20 protein-coding genes are annotated in these 18,096 nt (G+C 39.1%); 16 read left to right on the forward strand and 4 right to left on the reverse strand.

All coding sequences use genetic code 11. From position 1 onward, the window contains the following. Positions 1 to 171: 171 nt before the first annotated feature. The 7 genes from ABE41_RS01025 (at position 172) to ABE41_RS01055 (ending at position 7,718) form a co-directional block, all read left to right on the forward strand. Entirely contained in the window at positions 172 to 3,201 is a 3,030-nt protein-coding gene (locus tag ABE41_RS01025) for an efflux RND transporter permease subunit (RefSeq protein WP_066285651.1), read from the forward strand. 142 nt (positions 3,202 to 3,343) lie between these two features. Continuing rightward, positions 3,344 to 3,637: a hypothetical protein gene (locus ABE41_RS01030; protein WP_066285652.1), complete on the forward strand. Its 294-nt coding sequence runs from the start codon at positions 3,344 to 3,346 to the stop codon at positions 3,635 to 3,637. A 108-nt stretch (positions 3,638 to 3,745) separates the two neighbouring features. Further along, positions 3,746 to 4,711, forward strand: a complete 966-nt coding sequence (gene uvsE / locus ABE41_RS01035) for a UV DNA damage repair endonuclease UvsE (protein WP_066285653.1) — start codon at positions 3,746 to 3,748, stop codon at positions 4,709 to 4,711. 164 nt (positions 4,712 to 4,875) lie between these two features. Continuing rightward, a complete protein-coding gene (locus tag ABE41_RS01040) occupies positions 4,876 to 5,607 on the forward strand; it encodes an SDR family NAD(P)-dependent oxidoreductase (RefSeq protein ID WP_066285656.1) in 732 nt (243 codons plus the stop codon). Continuing rightward, positions 5,607 to 6,632, forward strand: a complete 1,026-nt coding sequence (locus ABE41_RS01045) for an S-adenosylmethionine:tRNA ribosyltransferase-isomerase (protein WP_066285658.1) — start codon at positions 5,607 to 5,609, stop codon at positions 6,630 to 6,632. The genes ABE41_RS01040 and ABE41_RS01045 overlap by 1 nt, the downstream gene beginning before the upstream one ends. Positions 6,633 to 6,644: 12 nt before the next feature. Further along, a complete protein-coding gene (locus ABE41_RS01050; protein ID WP_066285661.1) occupies positions 6,645 to 6,992 on the forward strand; it encodes a VOC family protein in 348 nt (115 codons plus the stop codon). Between the two features lie 219 nt (positions 6,993 to 7,211). Then, on the forward strand, positions 7,212 to 7,718 hold the full coding sequence (locus ABE41_RS01055) for a DUF6886 family protein (protein WP_066285663.1): 507 nt from the start codon (positions 7,212 to 7,214) through the stop codon (positions 7,716 to 7,718). Between the two features lie 367 nt (positions 7,719 to 8,085). On the opposite strand, the gene ABE41_RS01060 is transcribed toward ABE41_RS01055, so the two are convergent. Both ABE41_RS01060 and ABE41_RS21485 read right to left on the reverse strand, forming a co-directional pair. Beyond that, positions 8,086 to 9,330, reverse strand: a complete 1,245-nt coding sequence (locus ABE41_RS01060; protein WP_367642136.1) for an LTA synthase family protein — start codon at positions 9,328 to 9,330, stop codon at positions 8,086 to 8,088. Positions 9,331 to 9,334: 4 nt separating this feature from the next. Continuing rightward, the gene (locus ABE41_RS21485) at positions 9,335 to 9,901 is read right to left on the reverse strand and encodes an LTA synthase family protein (protein ID WP_367642137.1); all 567 of its coding nucleotides are present in this window, start codon (positions 9,899 to 9,901) and stop codon (positions 9,335 to 9,337) included. Between the two features lie 121 nt (positions 9,902 to 10,022). Here ABE41_RS21485 and ABE41_RS01065 point away from each other — a divergent pair, with 121 nt between their 5' ends. The 4 genes from ABE41_RS01065 to ABE41_RS01080 all read left to right on the forward strand — a co-directional run bounded on the left by ABE41_RS01065 (position 10,023) and on the right by ABE41_RS01080 (position 11,939). Further along, complete coding sequence (locus ABE41_RS01065) at positions 10,023 to 10,424, forward strand: VOC family protein (RefSeq protein WP_066285664.1); 402 nt, start codon at positions 10,023 to 10,025, stop codon at positions 10,422 to 10,424. A 10-nt stretch (positions 10,425 to 10,434) separates the two neighbouring features. Beyond that, complete coding sequence (lepB, locus tag ABE41_RS01070) at positions 10,435 to 10,992, forward strand: signal peptidase I (RefSeq protein ID WP_253805473.1); 558 nt, start codon at positions 10,435 to 10,437, stop codon at positions 10,990 to 10,992. Between the two features lie 52 nt (positions 10,993 to 11,044). Then, on the forward strand, positions 11,045 to 11,542 hold the full coding sequence (locus ABE41_RS01075; RefSeq protein WP_066285666.1) for a DNA-3-methyladenine glycosylase I: 498 nt from the start codon (positions 11,045 to 11,047) through the stop codon (positions 11,540 to 11,542). A gap of 61 nt (positions 11,543 to 11,603) precedes the next feature. Then, the gene (locus tag ABE41_RS01080) at positions 11,604 to 11,939 is read left to right on the forward strand and encodes a L,D-transpeptidase (RefSeq protein WP_066285669.1); all 336 of its coding nucleotides are present in this window, start codon (positions 11,604 to 11,606) and stop codon (positions 11,937 to 11,939) included. Between the two features lie 38 nt (positions 11,940 to 11,977). Here the strand turns inward: ABE41_RS01080 and ABE41_RS01085 are convergent, their stop codons facing one another. Together ABE41_RS01085 and ABE41_RS01090 are read right to left on the reverse strand one after the other, a co-directional pair. Then, positions 11,978 to 12,409: a hypothetical protein gene (locus ABE41_RS01085; protein WP_066285671.1), complete on the reverse strand. Its 432-nt coding sequence runs from the start codon at positions 12,407 to 12,409 to the stop codon at positions 11,978 to 11,980. Between the two features lie 18 nt (positions 12,410 to 12,427). Then, the gene (locus ABE41_RS01090; RefSeq protein WP_066285672.1) at positions 12,428 to 13,681 is read right to left on the reverse strand and encodes a helix-turn-helix domain-containing protein; all 1,254 of its coding nucleotides are present in this window, start codon (positions 13,679 to 13,681) and stop codon (positions 12,428 to 12,430) included. 224 nt (positions 13,682 to 13,905) lie between these two features. On the opposite strand from ABE41_RS01090, the gene ABE41_RS01095 reads away from it, so the two are divergent. The 5 genes from ABE41_RS01095 (at position 13,906) to ABE41_RS01115 (ending at position 17,996) form a co-directional block, all read left to right on the forward strand. Further along, positions 13,906 to 14,808 (forward strand): hypothetical protein, encoded by a 903-nt coding sequence (locus ABE41_RS01095; protein ID WP_066285673.1) that lies wholly within the window; start codon positions 13,906 to 13,908, stop codon positions 14,806 to 14,808. A 78-nt stretch (positions 14,809 to 14,886) separates the two neighbouring features. Then, positions 14,887 to 15,297, forward strand: coding sequence for an NUDIX hydrolase (locus tag ABE41_RS01100; RefSeq protein WP_066285675.1), 411 nt, complete (start codon positions 14,887 to 14,889; stop codon positions 15,295 to 15,297). Between the two features lie 46 nt (positions 15,298 to 15,343). Next, positions 15,344 to 15,643: a hypothetical protein gene (locus tag ABE41_RS01105; RefSeq protein WP_066285678.1), complete on the forward strand. Its 300-nt coding sequence runs from the start codon at positions 15,344 to 15,346 to the stop codon at positions 15,641 to 15,643. Between the two features lie 24 nt (positions 15,644 to 15,667). Next, positions 15,668 to 16,603 carry a magnesium transporter CorA family protein gene (locus tag ABE41_RS01110; RefSeq protein ID WP_066285682.1) on the forward strand — a complete coding sequence of 312 codons (936 nt, stop codon included), beginning with the start codon at positions 15,668 to 15,670 and terminating at the stop codon, positions 16,601 to 16,603. Positions 16,604 to 16,790: 187 nt separating this feature from the next. Beyond that, complete coding sequence (locus ABE41_RS01115; RefSeq protein ID WP_066285685.1) at positions 16,791 to 17,996, forward strand: D-alanyl-D-alanine carboxypeptidase family protein; 1,206 nt, start codon at positions 16,791 to 16,793, stop codon at positions 17,994 to 17,996. Positions 17,997 to 18,096: the final 100 nt, after the last annotated feature.

The raw sequence follows: 18,096 nt of genomic DNA on the forward strand, positions 1-18,096 counted from the left end.
CATGTAAAAGAGAGCAGCTTTTTGCTGAAAAAATTCTATTTATGTAATTTTGGCAAATTTTTATAAATGTTACTTGTTTTTCCTTATTAATCGTACTACAATATCCAAGTATTGTGATATTTTTGAGCCTTTTGTACTAGTTAAGGCGACAGGGGATGGAGGAAGGGAAATATGTTGAAACTGACTTGGTTTTCATTGAAAAACCGCTCAGCCATCGTAATTATGTGTTTGCTGATTTCTGCATTAGGGGTTTATGCAGGCCAGCGCTTGCCGATGGAATTTTTACCGAGTATCGATAATCCGATGGTTACTGTAACGACACTTGCAGATGGCATGGATTCAGAAACAATGACAGATTACATTACGGAGCCGATGGAACAAGAGCTTCGCAATGTAAAAGGTGTGGAGTCCGTAACATCTGTTTCTGGTCAGGGGATTTCCCGAATTGATTTAACATTTGATATGAAATCAGACATGAAGGAAGTAACAGCAGAGGTGGAAAGAAAGACGAACAACTTCCCGCTGCCTGAAGGAATCAACAAACCGTACGTCGTTCAATTAAACACTTCCATGATTCCGATTATGGATCTGACGATTAACAAAGACGGTGCATTTACTACAGAAGATTATCAACTTATTGAAGAAGAAGTGATTCCACAGTTAGAGGGTGTAGAAGGAATAGCCGATGTTGCTTTATTTGGGAAAGCGACACGAGAGGTTACGTTAACCCTGGATCAAGATAAGCTTCTGGAAAAGAAGGTAGCAGCTCCCCAAATCATGGCTGCTCTGCAGGGGAAGGATGTTTCACTTCCTGCAGGAAACGTAACACTTGATGAAAAAACAAACACGCTTCGGGTATTAGGTGAAATGAAGGACCTGGATGCGTGGAAAAACATTGCGGTTGCACCAGGTGTTCTATTAAAAGATGTAGCTGATTTAAAAGATGAACAGCGTCTTGAATCGTTTACACATGTTGATGGAAAAGACGCGATGTATTTATCTGTCACGAAAGAAGCTAGTGCAAACGCCGTCCAAATTGGTGACGATGTACGCGAGAAAATGAAAGCAATCAATAAGCAGTATGGGGACACATTTAAACTTTCGGTGTTTTATGCAACATCTGATTCCGTTTATGATTCTGTAATGAGCATGGCAAAAGAAGTAGCGCTGGGAGCGTTGTTTGCATCTGTCGTTATCCTCCTATTCTTGCGCCATTTTAAGTCAACGGTAATAGCGGTAATCAGTATCCCGTTATCCATTTTCTTAACACTGTTCTTATTGCATCAATCAGGGATAACGCTCAATGTTTTAACACTGGGCGGTCTGGCTGTAGCAGTAGGGCGTTTAGTAGATGATAGTATCGTAGTTATCGAGAATATTTTCCGCCGCTTGCAAACGGGAGAACGCTCTAAGGAATTGATCGTTGATTCTGTAGGAGAAGTAGCAAAAGCTATCACGTCTTCTACAATTACAACTATCGCAGTATTCCTGCCGGTTGGTTTAGTCGAAGGTGCACTAGGTGTCTTCTTTATGCCTTTTGCATTAACAATGGTTTATTCTCTATTGGCATCATTGCTTGTAGCACTTACAGTAGTTCCTTTAATGAGCTACAAAATGCTGAAGAATGTAAAAGAACATACACCAAAACCGCCTAGACGATATTTAAACATTTTAAACTGGTCGTTGAACCATAAATGGATCGTTAGCGGACTTTGCTTCTTGTTATTTGCCGGTTCAATTGCTCTTTATGTTGTAATGCCAGCGGGCTCTATGGCATCAGCAGATGAAAGCATGGTGAACGTTAGTATCGAATATCCGAAAGATACATCTCTTGATGCTGTAAAAGAAGGAACATACAAGCTTGAAGAAGTGATCAATAATTACGACGGTGTGGTTTCAAGCTACTCTCAAGTCGGAGTATCAAGTGAAATGGCTCAATGGGGAATGGCTCAAGGAAACAACACAGCAAGATTAGTAGCAAAGATGGAAAAAGGTGCAGATACAGAAAAGTTTGTTGAAGAAATGAAAGCTCTTGAAAAAGAATATGCACCTGCAACAATTTCTGCTTCAATGGCAAGTATGATGGGTGGAAGCTCTGATGCCATCAGTTTAAATATAACAGCTGAAAAGCAAGCAGATCTGGCGCCAATGGCTGAAAAGCTGACAGCAGAACTGCAAGATGTTAAAGGGCTTGAAAATGTTCAATCCAACAATGAAGATTTAAAAAATGAATGGGTACTGAATGTTGATCAATCTAAAGCGCAAGAAGCTGGATTAACCCCAGCAGATATTGCCCAGCAAGTAAGAGGATTAACAGCGAGCAACCCAGTCGGTCAAATTACGCTGGAAGGCATTAAACTGCCAGTCATGATGAACTATGATTTAAGTGATGTGAAGGATCGTGACGATTTATTAAATACGACGATTCTTTCCCCTGTAAAAGGTCCAGTTGCTTTGAAGGAAGTAGCTGAACTATCGCTTCAGCCTGCAAAAGCTCAAATATTCCGTAAAGACGGGAAAGAGTATCTGCAGGTTACGGGTATCATTACAGATAAAAACATCAAAAAGGTAAACGCTGATATTGCGAATATCCTTAAAAACATTGAGAAACCAGCTGGCGTATCCGTCGCATTAGGCGGAGTTGGAGAAGAAATGAACGAACAGTTCATGGATCTCTTCATGACGATGGGAGCGGCTATTCTGATCGTATACTTAATCATGGTGATAACATTCGGTCAGGCGCGCGCACCATTCGCGATTCTGTTCTCACTTCCGCTCGCAGCGATAGGAGCAATCCTTGCGCTTGTTATTACACGAATTCCAGTTGATATCTCATCATTAATCGGTGCACTCATGCTGATCGGTATTGTTGTAACGAATGCGATTGTATTCATCGACCGGGTTCAGCAGCAGCGTGAAAAAGGTTTAAGTGTAAGAGAATCGATCCTGGAAGCGGGTTCTACCCGTCTTCGTCCGATTTTGATGACAGCTGTAGCGACGATCTGTGCTATGATTCCGCTAATGTTTGGCGGAGCAAGCGGCAGCCTTGTTTCGAAGAGTCTGGCGATCGTAGTTATCGGCGGTCTATCCGTATCAACATTGCTTACACTAGTTGTCGTACCGGTGATCTATGAAATGCTGGCGAACATCGGCAACCTGTTTAAACGCAAAAAGAAAAAGCAGGCAAAAGCAGTAGCTTAAAAGACATATTAAAGCCACCTTGGTATGTAAGGCTCCAAGGTGGCTTTTTGCATGTCGGAAATTGTCTATAAATGTAAACTCGTGGATTAAAAACGAATTGATAAAATATACTTGGTGAGAAGCTGGATTGGAGGCGCGTGAGATGAAGAGAAAGTGGATGTTCATAGGTTTATTCTTCCTCGCAGTAATTACGCTAACCACAACGAACCCCTCAAAAGAAGATTATGAAGCTATTTTTGTGCATCCACATGTTAAACCAGCTGAAATTTTTAATAAACACTACCAATTAAAGCGTATAAACTTCCTTCTATTCTCGACGTATACTCCCATAGTTGCAGAAGAACATGGAAAAACGCATTTAGGGATCCTCGGAAACTTTTTCCCTATATCAGACGGCCAGTTTGACTATCCAAAGTGGCTGGAAATCTTTAATTAGTTACTTGAAGCTTAGCCTTGCACGAAGGTTAAGCTTTTTTATATGGCATTTGGGTTAAACGATAACTTCATATGGTCATACTGTTAAAGATGAAATGAGGTGTGACCAATGACCATTATTCGGCTTGGATTTGTTGCGATGAGCATGGAACTGCAGAATGCTTCTCCTTCAAAGACAATGACATATAAACAGTTCAGCCAGCTTCAAAACAGAGAAGCAGGGTTAAGAAAACTAGAACGGATTTCGCTAGCAAATGTCACAAATACATTGCGGATCTTAAAACACGCAGCGGCTCACGATATTGCTTTTTATCGGATGACTTCAAGAATTATCCCCCTTGCCAATCATGGTGATTTACTAGACTGGGATTATATCAGTCCTTTAGCTGATGCACTTCATGAGATCGGACAGTTCGCCCTGAAAAATAAGATGAGACTGGATTTTCATCCAGATCATTTTGTTCTCATCAACTCTCCTAAAAAAGAAGTCCTGAAGAACTCTTTAAAAACGCTTCAGCTTCACTATAAACTTTTAAAAAATATGGGGATTGATACAACACACCGATGTGTGATGCATGTTGGAGGCAATTACAAAGAGACAGATGTAGCACTCGAGAGGTTTGTGCAAAATTGGGCTTACGTTCCCGTCCAGATCCAAAAGATGATCATGCTGGAAAATGATGATACGTCTTTTACGATGGCAGATACCCTTTACTTATGCGAAAAACTTCAGATTCCGCTTGTTTTTGATTATCACCATCATCTTGCCTATCATCATGATGAAAATTGGACGCAGCATTGGCCTAGAGTAGTAGAATCGTGGAAACAATCAAAGCTTCCGTTAAAAATGCACATTTCCAGCCCAAAGAATGAAAAACAGTTTAGAAATCACGCAGATTACGTGGATGTTAATATGTTTTTTGATTTCTTAAAAGAAGTAAAAGGCAGTGTGGAACAGATCGACTGTATGATAGAGTCTAAGAAAAAAGATTTAGCGCTTTTTCAGCTTATGAGGGAAATTAAAGAAAGAAAAGATGTGGAGATAATTGATGGAGCCTCATTTCGGCTTAAATAAAACCTTGCTGCGGCAAGGTTTTTTCTTTGTTTAAAGAATTTGTCGAACGATTTATGATACAAAGTCATTGACGAATGAAATTATTGGGAATTATAATTTAAATACTTAGTAAACATAAATGTATAAAAAGTATATAATAAATCAAAAAACAAATATTGGAGGCTATGAACATGAAAAAAGTTGCAATGATTACGGGGGCATCAAAAGGATTAGGGAAAGCGCTTACGCTATTTTTTGCTAAAGAAGGGTATAACTTAGCAATTTGTGCACGTAATGAACAGGGAATTCAAGAGGTGAAAGAGGAAGCAGAACAATTTGGAGCTGACGTACTGGCGGTAAGTGCAGATATGTCAAAATCAAAAGATGTGGAGCGTTTTGTAGCGTTGTCTGAAGAGTACTTTGGGAAAATCGATGTTCTTATAAACAATGCTTCGATTTTAGGACCAAGTCCGATGCCGTATCTACTGGATTATCCAGAACAGGATTTTGAAGAAGTATTGCGAGTCAATACGATCGGACCATTCCTCGTGACTAGAAGAGTTCTTCCAATCATGCTGCAAAAACAACAAGGCAGTATTATTAACATCACATCAGAAGCAGGTGCAACTGGTTATGCAGGATGGGGAGCGTACGGTATTTCAAAATTTGCACTCGAAGGCCTTACAGAAACGTGGGCTGATGAAGTAAGCGAATCTGGCGTTCGCGTAAACATGGTGGACCCCGGAGAAATGGATACGGAAATGCACGAGCTGGCAGTTCCAGATTGTGATTATGAACTGGCAAAACCTGAAGATATTACCGCTGTATTTGGTTACTTAGCATCAGACGCTTCAAAACATATCACTGGAAAACGATTTGAAGCACAAGAGTTTCAGCTTGAGGGGAGTGAAAACTGATGGAATCCGCAATGAAGTTTGAGCTTCCACAAGAATTAAATGCTAAAGAACCGCCTGAGCGAAGAGGGATTCGCAGAGACTACGTGAAGATGATGGTATTGAACAAAACTACTGGCCATACAGAACATACAAAATTTTTTCAGCTTGACCGTTATTTAAAAAAAGGTGATCTTCTCGTACTGAATGCGAGCCGCACAGTTCCCGCAGTATTAAAAAGTATAAGAGAGATAGACGGAACGGAAGTAGAAGTGAGACTCGCTCACAGAAAAAATGAATCCATATGGGAAGCCCTGCCGGTTAGCGGAACCCTTATAAAAGGGGAAATCATTCGATTTTCACCATCACTCACAGCAACAGTAGTCGAACAATCATCAGATTCACCTTTTGTTTCATTAGCTTTTAACTTGTGCTGTTCTTCTCTTTATAACCAGATTTATAGTCTTGGAGAGCCTGTGAGGTACGAGTACATTCAAGAGCCTTGGAATCTTGATTATTATCAAACTGTGTTTGCAACCATTCCAGGGTCGGTTGAGATGCCGTCAGCAGGCCGTGCGTTCAGCTGGGAACTCCTTTTCCGTCTGCAAAAGAAAGGTGTGAAAATCGCCTACATTACTCTTCATACGGGACTTAGCTACCTTCTTGATGATAAGTGGCATAAGGGACCAGACAAAAACTTTGAAAACTACGAGGTTTCTGAAGAAACAGCAAACATGATCCGTGAAACGAAAGCAGCTGGCGGGCGAGTAATAGCTGTAGGCACAACGGTAGTCAGAGCATTAGAAACCGTAGCGCTTGAGAAAAATGAACTCCAGGCTCATACCGGCTGGACGAACTTGTACATTACGGAAAATACGAAACTGCAAATCTGTGATGGATTGATAACAGGCATGCATGAACCAGAAGCCAGCCATCTGCAGCTGCTTTCCGCATTTGTTGATAAAGATAAGTTATATGAAGCTTATAAAGGTGCCATCGAACAGCGTTATTTATGGCACGAATTTGGAGACATGAATCTGATTTTATAGGAGAATAAAAGCATGCTTCATCATATTGGTATTTACATTACTGATTTAGAAAAATCGCTTCAATTCTATGAAACAATCTTGCCTGTTGAGAGAAAAGAAACAATGAATTGGAATAAGGCAGAGCTCGTCTTTTTAAGAGGCGAAGGATTTGCGCTGGAATTAATCCCTGCCACATTGGCTGATTCCCATACCACTCATATCGCTTTTACTGTGGAAAGTGTGATAGCTAAAATAAATGAGCTTCAACAATTAGGAATAACACCATCTGAAGGACCTTATAAGCTAGAAAACGGGTGGCAAACCGTTTTTTATGAAGGACCAGATCGTGAGGAAATTGAATTTATGCAATCAAACGACTAACCTCTATTATGAAAGGCCATCATTAAGAAAGCTGATTCTGGCATATCTAATTCTTTGTAAGCTTTAAGTAGTTGGGTTTTGGTTAAAAAGGAGCACTACGCTGTTAAGAGTAGGTTCGCTGATTATAGGCATAAAGGGATCTTCTGAAATAGGAGATACCTTTTTTCCTTGTTTAAAAGGATAATAAAGGAAGGGTTAATATACTAAGGGGGACAACATATGCTCTACCACTTTTCAGAAGAAGATAATATCGAGATTTTTCAACCAAGAAAACATCCGAGTTTTCCAGACCGTCCGCCTATGGTTTGGGCGATTGATGAAGAACGTTCTCCTCTATATCTTTTACCGCGTGATTGTCCAAGGATTGGGTTTTGGGCTACACCTGAAACAAGTGATGATGACCGTGAAAAGTACTTACATACAACCTCAGCAGATAAGATTATTGCGATAGAAAACGGCTGGCTGGACCGCCTGCAAAACACAAAGCTTTACCGATATTCATTTACTCCGGATCACTTTACAATGATGGATGAAGGGGCAGGCTACTTCATATCATATGAAACAGAGCAGCCTCTTGAAATGAAACCTGTAGGATCATTGTTAGAAGCATTGGTTAATAGGGGTGTGGAGCTTAGAATTATGCCTTCACTTACGCCGCTTGCCGAGGAGCTCCCCAAAACCACTCTGCACTATTCAATGATTAGGATGAGAAACGCGATAAAATAGCATTCGACCTGAGTAAGTGCAATAGTGGAGGAGAGGTATTCAAGGGTATATAAGCGGCGGAAATTGTCGAGGATTGTAGATTCGTGGATAAACAGCTAAAATTTATTGATTGAGACTGCTTTTGTATGGAATCGACCTCTTTAGATGGGTTTAATACCCAGTTAGGTATAAGCTGAAAACAGTTTCGGCGCCCTAAACTGCACCTGATTTGAGCGTTTCATTATAGATACAACTAGCTACCTTAGTTTCTTTTGCATTTTTCTCCCTAAAAAAGAAATATCCCTCCTGAAAATAATCAGAAGGGACATTCACATCACAGTATCTAACTCAGCTTTTTCTAGCCCGCCGCCTTCGAACGCCGCCAGGGCTATTTTTGTTTTAAAAACCTCAAGAGATCACCATAAATAATCTGATCGGACTGATCGAGTTCTTCTTTTGCTTTTTCCATATAAGGTTCACATTTTTTCGGGTCAACCGGTGCCCCAAATGGCTTAATGTAGCATGTTTCACTCGTGTAAATAAAATCTTTCGTAATAAAAGAACCATTGCGGAGGACGGTTAGCTCATTATGATCTTTTGAAAAAAGGTCAGTACCAAAATGAACATCATCTTTTGCTTCAATACCAAGCAAGTGGAGCAGAGTAGGTTTTAGGTCGATTTGTCCGCCAACCGTCTCGACTACTTTTCCTTTTTTACCTGGGATATGGATGAACAGTGGAACCTGCTGAAGCTCTACCTGATTATAGGCTGTAATGGATGCTTTTCCTAGAACATCAGCCATCGCTTCCTGATGTCGTTCCGAGATCCCATAATGGTCTCCATACACCACTACTATTGAATTCTCGTAAAGTCCAGATGTCTTAAGATCATTAAAAAACTGCCTTAATGCCTCATCTGCATAACGGACGGTGGTAAAATACCGGCTGACTGTTCCGTCGTCCACCGGATATGGTTCGATCCACTGCTCTTCCTCATTGATTAAATAAGGATGATGGTTCGTTAACGTGATCATTCTCGCGTAAAAAGGCTGCGGGAGATCTTTTAAGTAGGGTATGGATTGATGGAAGAATGGTATATCCTTCAATCCGTAGTTAATCGTATTTTCGTCTGTGATCTTATAATATTCTTCACTGAAAAATTGATCATAACCCATCGTTTTATACATAACATCGCGATTCCAGAAACTTTTATTGTTCCCATGAAACACAGCTGAATAATAGCCATTTGTTTTTAAAATCTCAGGCATGGCGTTATATTCATTCAATGGATGAGTCTGAAAAACTGCACCCCTCGGCAGCGGATATAGTGAGTTGTCGAGCAGAAATTCCGAATCAGACGTTTTGCCTTGTCCGGTTTGATGATAAAAATCAGAAAAATAATAGCTGGATCTTGCAAGTTCGTTTAAGAATGGTGTTACTTCCTCACCGTTAATTTCATAGTTCAAGACAAAGTTTTGAGTAGATTCAAGGGATATCACAATTAGATTCTTGCCTTTTGCTATCCCGTATAATTCAGGATTGTTTGCATTTTTTTTATTAAGCTTATGTAGAATTTCCTCTGCATCCAAATTGCTTGCCAGCGCTTTTTGCATGGATGATTTGGATTGAAGCATGATGTCATATAGATACTAGAATCTCCCTGTCAAATGTACGAGTTAACAGCTGCGGACGATTAACCTCAGCTAAAATCAGATGTACCGCTAAAATCGCCAGCCCGTATGCAAAGACTTTTCTTCTTTCTTTCGTTTTTATCGAATGATCTGCCTGCCACAGAGGCTTTTTTAATAGATACGCTAAAACAAAAAGATCGGCAAAAAAGAATAGATCAGTGACGTAAACGAGCTCGTAAACACTATTGCCTATATCCCCAACGTTCTTCGTCTGAAAGAGTACTGGAATCGTAAGGAAATCTGTAAAAAACCGATAATATACAACATTGGCGTACAATATAAAACTATAAATAAACGACATCCATAGGATGATCCGTCTTCTTTTAGAAGGTGAACTAAAGTATGCAAAACAAAAATAGAGTACGAGAAAGCTAAGCGGATTGAAAAATAATAAAATTTCTTGCAGGAAATGATCTGCAGGCAGCGTAAAAGAAACTTTAGAAACAATATAAGTTTTTATCCAAAGCAATGAAATAGCCAGGAAGATTGCTGCGTGTTTTGTTTTAGCGGTCATGAAAACCCTCCTGTATTAAAAACGGAAATCTTTACCATTGTAGGCTATTTTTTATAAGATTAAAAGTGTAATAACTACCTTTTTGCTATTTTAAACGATTGTACAGGGAGATATTGATAGAATGAGCACACCTCAAGGGTTTCACCACGTAGAAATTAATGTTCATGATCTTACACGGACAAAGTCATTTTATGGCTGGCTGATGGCTGAGCTGGGCTTCGATCTATTTCAAGAATGGGATAAAGGTATAAGTTATAAGTGTGGTTCAGCATATCTGGTTTTTACACAAACAGAAGCTAAGTACAGAGAATTTTCGTTCCATCGCAAACACACAGGTCTGAATCATTTAGCTTTCTGGGCTAAATCACGTGCGCATGTGGAGCACCTTCGTGTACAATTGAATGAAAATAAAGTACCTTTTTTATATGATAATGATTATCCCTTTGCTGGGGGCGAAGGGCATTACGCTTTGTTTTTTGAAGATCCAGACCGCATAAAAATTGAAATTGTGGCGCCGAGGTGATGAAGACATGATAGAACAGGAAAAAGAGACCCAGCAGCAGAAGAGTGAATGGGTAAGCTGGCTTAAAGCGATCGGTTTTGCACTCGTATTTGTTTTCATAACGAAGGCCTATTTCTTCGCACCATATATGGTTGAAGGTGCTTCTATGTCACCTACCCTTCATGATCAGGAAAAGTTATACGTAAACAAAATCGTTTATGCTTTTTCTGAACCGAAAAAAGGGGATATTGTCATCATTAAAGGTGATGATAAACGGTACGTAAAACGAATAATAGGGGTTGAAGGAGACGTGATTCAAATGAAGAGTGACGTTCTCTATGTTAATAATAAAAAAGTTAAAGAATCGTATTTGCACGAAAATAAATCAGAAGCAAAAAGCCTAGGAGTGCATTTAACGGAAGATTTCGGACCCTTAAAAGTACCAAAGGGCAAAGTCTTCGTAATGGGAGACAACAGACTGAACAGCATGGATTCACGAAATGGATTAGGTTTGATTGAAACAAAATCAATTGAAGGCCGTTCAGAAGTCGTGATCTATCCATTTTCTGAAATGAGAGCAACTCAATAAAAAGTACAGCGGTGCTGTGCTTTTTTCTTATATACAAAAAGGAGAATAAGAGATGAACCGATGCAAATGGAGTGAAGAAAGTGAAATGCTACAACTCTATCATGACGAAGAATGGGGCAAAAAGGCAGAAGGGAATAACAAACTGTTTGAAGGCTTAACACTTGAGCTGTTTCAATCAGGATTAAGCTGGAGAACCATTCTTCATAAAAGAGAAAACTTCAGAAAAGCCTTCGCTGATTTTAACATAGAAAAGGTAAGACAGTTTGGCGAAGAAGATGTTGAAAGATTAGTAGCAGACGCTGGAATAGTAAGACACCGGAAAAAGATTGAAGCAACGATCGAGAATGCCAAACGTGTGGAAGAGCTTGTAAGAGATTATGGGAGCTTTGATGCCTTTTTGGATCAGCTGCCAGAAGATAAACTTGAAAAACAAAAAGTATTAAAGAAAACATTCAGGCATTTCGGCTTAACGACAGCAGAAAGCTTTTTAGAAGCAACAGGCAGAATACCCGCTTCACATAGTGAACACTGTTTCATGTTCAACAGCTAGACAATAAATGAGGGGCATAACTGTTATTTCCTGCATAAGCTAAAGCGGGAGGTATCACGCTATGCCCTATGTGATCTATGTATCAACAACTAGGAAAAGACTCGCCCTAGCGAAGGATGGCAAAGTAATCAAACGCTATCCGATTGGAGTCGGGAAAATGCTTACCCCAACACCCACAGGAACATATACCATTATCAATAAAGCACCGAACCCAGGCGGACCTTTTGGTGTCATGTGGCTGGGACTTTCCCGGCCGCATTATGGAATTCATGGTACAGACAACCCTGCATCAATTGGAAAAAATGTATCAAAAGGCTGCATACGAATGCACAATAACCACGTGCTAGAGCTTTCCAAGCTAGTGCCAATTGGGACGAAGGTGGTTATAAGTGCATAAGGAAACCCCAATCTGGTAGATTGGGGTTTTATAAATCCTTATGAATAGATTGTTAGAGACTTAATCCCAGGGCTGTTATCAGAAGCAATATTTAAGCTTTTGATACCCGGGCTATTGTCAGAAGCAAGTCTTAAACTCTTAATACCGGGACTGTTATCAGAAGCAAGCTTTAAACTTTTGATACCCGGGCTATTGTCAGAAGCAAGTCTTAAACTTTTGATACCTGGGCTATTGTCAGAAGCAAGTCTTAAACTCTTAATACCCGGACTGTTATCAGAAGCAAGTCTTAGACTCTTAATACCAGGACTATTGTCAGAAGCGAGTCTTAAACTTTTAATACCTGGACTGTTGTCAGAAGCAATTTTTAAACTCTTAATCCCTGGGCTGTTATCAGAACTATAAAGAGAAGAAAAGTTTAAGAGAGAAAAAACACCTATACCTACTACCAATAAATAAATTAATTTTTTCATTATATTCTATCCTCCTGGTTAATATATATTTTTCCTAGCATTATTTGCTACACGGTAGTACTCACTAGCTTTCTTATAATGACTTTGATCAAAATATATATCAGCTAATAATTCCGAGTGAGTAGCAACAAGTTCCCAAATTCCTTTTTGTTTAAAGAAAGGAATAGCAGTTTTCCTTAAATATTGTAAAAATTCATCTGAATGCATGTCGTTAATTTTATAACGTAAGATAATTAAATTATAGTAAGGTTCTTGTTCTTCATTTACTAGTTTTAGACCTTTAGGAATTAAATTAAGTGCTGAATCAAAATCACCCAATTCGTAATGTTCAGTGGCTAATAGATAGATTGTATTCGCTATATTTGCTGGCGGTTGGCTTTTTTTCAATTCAAGACTCTTTTCATAACGTTCGATAGCTTTCAGATGATACTTTTGACAGGAAGCTATATATCCTAAGTTATGGTATATAATTCCACTCAACGTATCATCTTTAAACGTAGTTGAATACTTTAACGCTTGTTTCAAATGAGATTCAGCTAATTCATAATGTTGAGCACGGCGGTAACTAATGCCCAATAATATTTGACAATCTGCACTTCTGCTATAATTGTACTCTCTGTCAAAAATTGTGAGAGCTTTATAGGAATAAGTTGTAACAGAAGTAATTCTCATTAAGAAATTATATGTTAAAGCAAGCAAGTAATATATTACTGCAGCCTCAGAATCTTGTATATTGGAAGTCTGATTAAATTGCTTTTCGGCTTTATGAAGATATTCAAGAGCTTCATTATACTTTTTGTTGAAATTATAATACATCCCCCAAAACATAAAGTAATAGAATTTCAAATCATTAGAAAGATGTTCATAAAGTTCTTCAATACCTTCTAATTTTAATTTTGTTTCATCCAAAAGAGGAGGTTCCAGCACCATGAAATATCTGCAATGAAACAATTCAAACCTCAGGCGTAAACTCGGATCACTTATGCCCTTCATTTTTTCTTGAATAAGTGGAAAATTTTCCTCTGCCTCATCAAATCGGCGATCTGTCATCATCATATTCCACTCATTCAACATCTCAAGTACTTTACTTTCATCAACATCCTCCGGCGAAATACCTAGACGGTCACAAAGCATGTTAATGACTTCTTCGCTTGATTTGGCGTCCCCTTTCTCGATCTTACTCAAGTAAGAAACAGAGCAAATTCCCTGTGCCAGCTCTTCCTGGGTTAGGCCTTTTGTTTTCCTATAATATCTTATTCGTTGACCGACCATAAAATCCCCCTTTCAGAACTTGGGAAAATTGTCATGTGAGACCCCCACTTAACAAGCATCTTTCCTACCATTTTTCCCAATACAGAATCAGCTGTTTGTTTGATAAGATAAATATAACAGAAAATACAAAGTTTTTGCTAGAAATTGATAATTTCGATAATTGACTTTTACATAAATCGAAGTCATGCAGGGAACCGGCGTCAAATTTGAAGGGAGAGAGTACTATGGCCAAAATGTATAAATTATCATCACGAACTGCAGAGAACACGAGCTCGCTGTATGTCTCACGTGATCCTGAACAGGCCGGAAGTGTAGTAAGAAATGAGGAGAGCGAATTTGCCTACTCCGAAGTATTCATGGACAACCAGAAGAATTACTGGTTCTCCAAAAAGGTTGAAAACAGCTCGAAGGATTATAAGTTATTTATCTTTGATCATAAAAACGGCTGCTTAAAGTCACAGATCATTAAGGGACAGCCAAACTTTTATGAATTCGATTCTTGTGTAGCAGTTGCTTGTGAGGGTGATGGTTCAAAAGGCTCAGTGCTCATCTTCTCAAAAAATGAACCCGAATTAGTTAAAGAGTGGAAAGTGAACGGCTATCTCTGGGAAGTTGAAATGAATAATGATGTTCTCTATATTTCTTCCTACATTGTTGAAGAAGATCAGGCAGTGCTTTACATCATCCGAAACGGAAAGAAAAAGCGCGTGAACCTGGGAAGCAATATGGCTCCGACAGATATCCTCTGTTATGAAAATCACGTTTACGTATCAGGAGCTCCCGTATTAAACGGAGATCCTAAGAAAGTCATGGTACTGAATGAAAAAGATAAAGTAGTCACTGAATATAAATTATCCATCTCACCTCGTGCCCTATATCAGGTAGATAATCACCTACTTGTATACGAATTGGATCTTTCAACGGGAAAAAGCGAAAGAATCGTTTATATCGATCTCCAAACTGGTGAACAAAAAGAACATGAGATTCCGCATTCGAAAATTGTGGAATGCACGAATGACTCCCTTTCTCTACTCGAACAAAACAGCAAGACAATCTACACTTGGGATCATGGCAACCGAAAAATCGTCAATACTCAAAAGGTAAATGAAAAAGCTAAAGTCATCTAATTGTCGAAAAGTCCTGTGTGAATGCGCAGGACTTTTTTGGTGCGCTCAAGAAAATTTTCCTGTAAAGGGGGAGTTTATATGTTTTGGGAAGGTGCGAGCTGCATTTGTTTACATAAAGGGAAACTTTTAATGGTGCTGCAAGGAACATCAGAAGAAGAAAAACGATGGAGTGTTCCTTCAGGGGGCTTAGAACTAGGTGAAACTCTTGAAGGATGCTGTATACGCGAAGTGTGGGAAGAAACAGGCTATATAGTAAAGATCAAAGAAAAGCTTCATATAAAAGAAGGCGTATCTTTTGGCATAAACTTTAAAGTTCAATATTTCTTAGGGGAAATAGTGAGTGGTTTTCCAAAAATTCAGGATCCTGACGGTTTAATCTACGATATAAGATGGGTATCCTTTGAGGAACTGAAACATTTAACTTTGTCCTTTCCAGAGGACCGGGAATTGCTGATGAACTATCTTGCTCCATTTGCGGACATTATTTAGGTTTGCCCTTTGAAAATACAGGGGAATCTATTGAGGAGGAATATTGGTGGATGTTAAGTTTGCGGACAAAGCTGATCTGAACCGTTTGTTAGACTGGTGCAATGAAGCTCCGGAATTTCATGATAATTTGCCTCAATACTTGGACCGTGATGATACAGCTGTATTAATAATGGAAAAAAATGAAGAAGTTATTGGCATCGCTTTATTAAAGGTAAAAGCGACCAAAAAAACGGGGACCATCTGGCTTCATTTAAATAAGGAAGGAACAGAGAACCATCCACAAATTATGCAGAAGTCGCTGAACTGGTTGAGACAAAACGGTGCAAAAGATTATACCATCATATAAAGCTCAAAAAGGATGGGGTTATTAATGGAACATACAAGTGTATATGGCTGGACTTGGCACCAGCATGAATGCCATAAAGAGGAACTAAGCGAACTAATAGCGGATAATAAAGGCTGTAAGAAGTGGCTTACTCATATTAAAGAGAATAAAACGAACTATTTGAGAATTGAAAGAGACAAAGATGGAGATCCGATTATACGCGGATCAATAACGTACAAACAAAACCCCGAGAATCAGGAAGAGTTTGAAGTCTTTCATTTCTATATCCGGCCGAAATCATTTATCACAGTTGGTCTTGACCTATCAAAAATCACCGGTGACTATAGAGAATCTTGTGATCATCTTATTATAGAAGAAAAAACTCCAGTTGAAGGCTTTTTAATTCTTATGGGTGAATTGATTAATCATTTTTTAGATGGAATCGATCAGTTTGAGAGTAAGCTTAAGAAACTGCAGCGGGATGTACAGCGAAATAATCATACAACCCTTTTGAACAGTATATATGATAGTCGAATTGAACTCATCAACTGGAGTGATTTGACGCTGCCCGTTCATGAGACTGCAATGGCGATTAAAGAAGCGTTCTTAGATGACATTACTGAAACAAACGCTTATAAAAAGATTACAACGCGTATAGAGCGTACATTAACTCTGATCTCGCATTACCGTCAGGATATCGATACACTGCTTAACCTGGAAGAGGTTCTTTCCTCGCACCGAGGCAATGAAATCATGAAAACGTTAACGGTATTTACGGTTATCGTTACCCCAGCCATGGCCCTTGGTGCGATATGGGGAATGAATTTTAAACATATGCCGGAACTCGATTGGAAGTATGGCTATTTGTACGCCATGATTTTAATGGCTGTTTCTACAGCTGGTATTTATTTATGGTTGAGAATGAAAGGCTGGACAGGCGACTTGCTTCGAGGAAAGAAAAACAGGAAGCATTTTGACTAAAGAATAGGCTGAAATGTACGATATATAAAAGGAAACAGGCGAATTTTGTCGAAGGGTATCAATTGATAAAATTGCCTGTTTTTTTATGGCGATTATTTCTAAATTTCATTTTGATTTCAACCATAATAGAAGAGAAACGTCTGGCGAAGAGTTATGAAGATTAAATGACTAACGGGAGCGGAATAGTATGAAAAAACTTAGCCTTTTTCTTGTTTTTTCACTTGTGATATTGGCGCAATCACATTTTGTGCAGGCAGCAGGAGAAAACAAACCGGATATTAAAAGCGAAAGCGCCGTAATGATTGATGCGAAAACTGGAGATATTTTATATCAAAAAAATAGTGCGGACCAAATGTATCCAGCGAGCATCACGAAGATTGTTACTGGTATTCTGGCTGTGGAATCAGGCAAGTTAGAAGAGTCGGTTATTGTAAGCAGTGAAGCGGCTAAGGCTGACGGAACACGTGTTTACCTTTTAGAAGGTGAGCAAGTGCCTCTGAAAAAGTTGGTACAAGGTCTTTTGATTAACTCGGGTAATGACGCTGCGATCGCGATTGCAGAGTATATGGCGGGTGATGTAGCATCCTTCGCAGATCAAATGAATGAATTTGCTAAAAAGGTTGGAGCAGACAACACACATTTTGTAAATCCTAATGGGCTTTTTGATGTAGAGCATTACACAACAGCAGAAGACATGGCGAAGATTACACAATACGCGATGGAGAATGAAGTGTTTCGTGAGATTGTGTCTACAAAAGAGCTCCCTTGGGTTGGTGAGGGATGGGAAACCACATTGCGAAATCACCACCAGCTATTGTGGGATTATCCTGGCACCACGGGTGTCAAAAACGGTTACGTGAATGAATCCAAACATACTCTTGTTACCTCTGTTTCACGAGATAACCTCGATGTGATCATTGTTACTTTAAAAGCGCCATCAAGCCGTGCAGCTTATTGGGATACGATGACGATCGGAGATTATGGTTTTTCAAATTTTGAAAGACAAACCCTCTCGGCGGGAACAGAGATTCAGGCTGAAACCGAAGAGACTTATCCTTTAAAAGAAGATATTTCAGTAACAATGCCTATTGGAGAAAAACCGATTCAAGATGTAACATCAGATGGTGAACTTCTATTAAAGAATGCTGAAGGTGAAGTATTGCTTTCTCATACTCTATTTAAAGAAACGAAAAAAGAAGCAGCAACTGCATCTAAAGAGGAACCAGTGAAAGAAGAAGAGGGTTCAACATTTATGCAAACAGCTGTAAAGGCTAGTGTTTTTCTCTATGGAGGCTTACTTCTATTATTAGCTTTCCTTGTAATTTTAAGAATGCGAAGCCAAAGACAAAAGCATAGAAAAATGAGACATGTAGCCAGAAGCTATGTGAAATAAGCCGTCCTTTGGGCGGTTTTTTCTTTTCCGGTCCAATCTGTAATAAAAAATGGTTAGGATTAAAACTGCGGTTGGTATATAATTGCATTAAATTACAAAA

The organism is Fictibacillus arsenicus (assembly GCF_001642935.1).
Taxonomy (GTDB): domain Bacteria; phylum Bacillota; class Bacilli; order Bacillales; family Fictibacillaceae; genus Fictibacillus; species Fictibacillus arsenicus_B.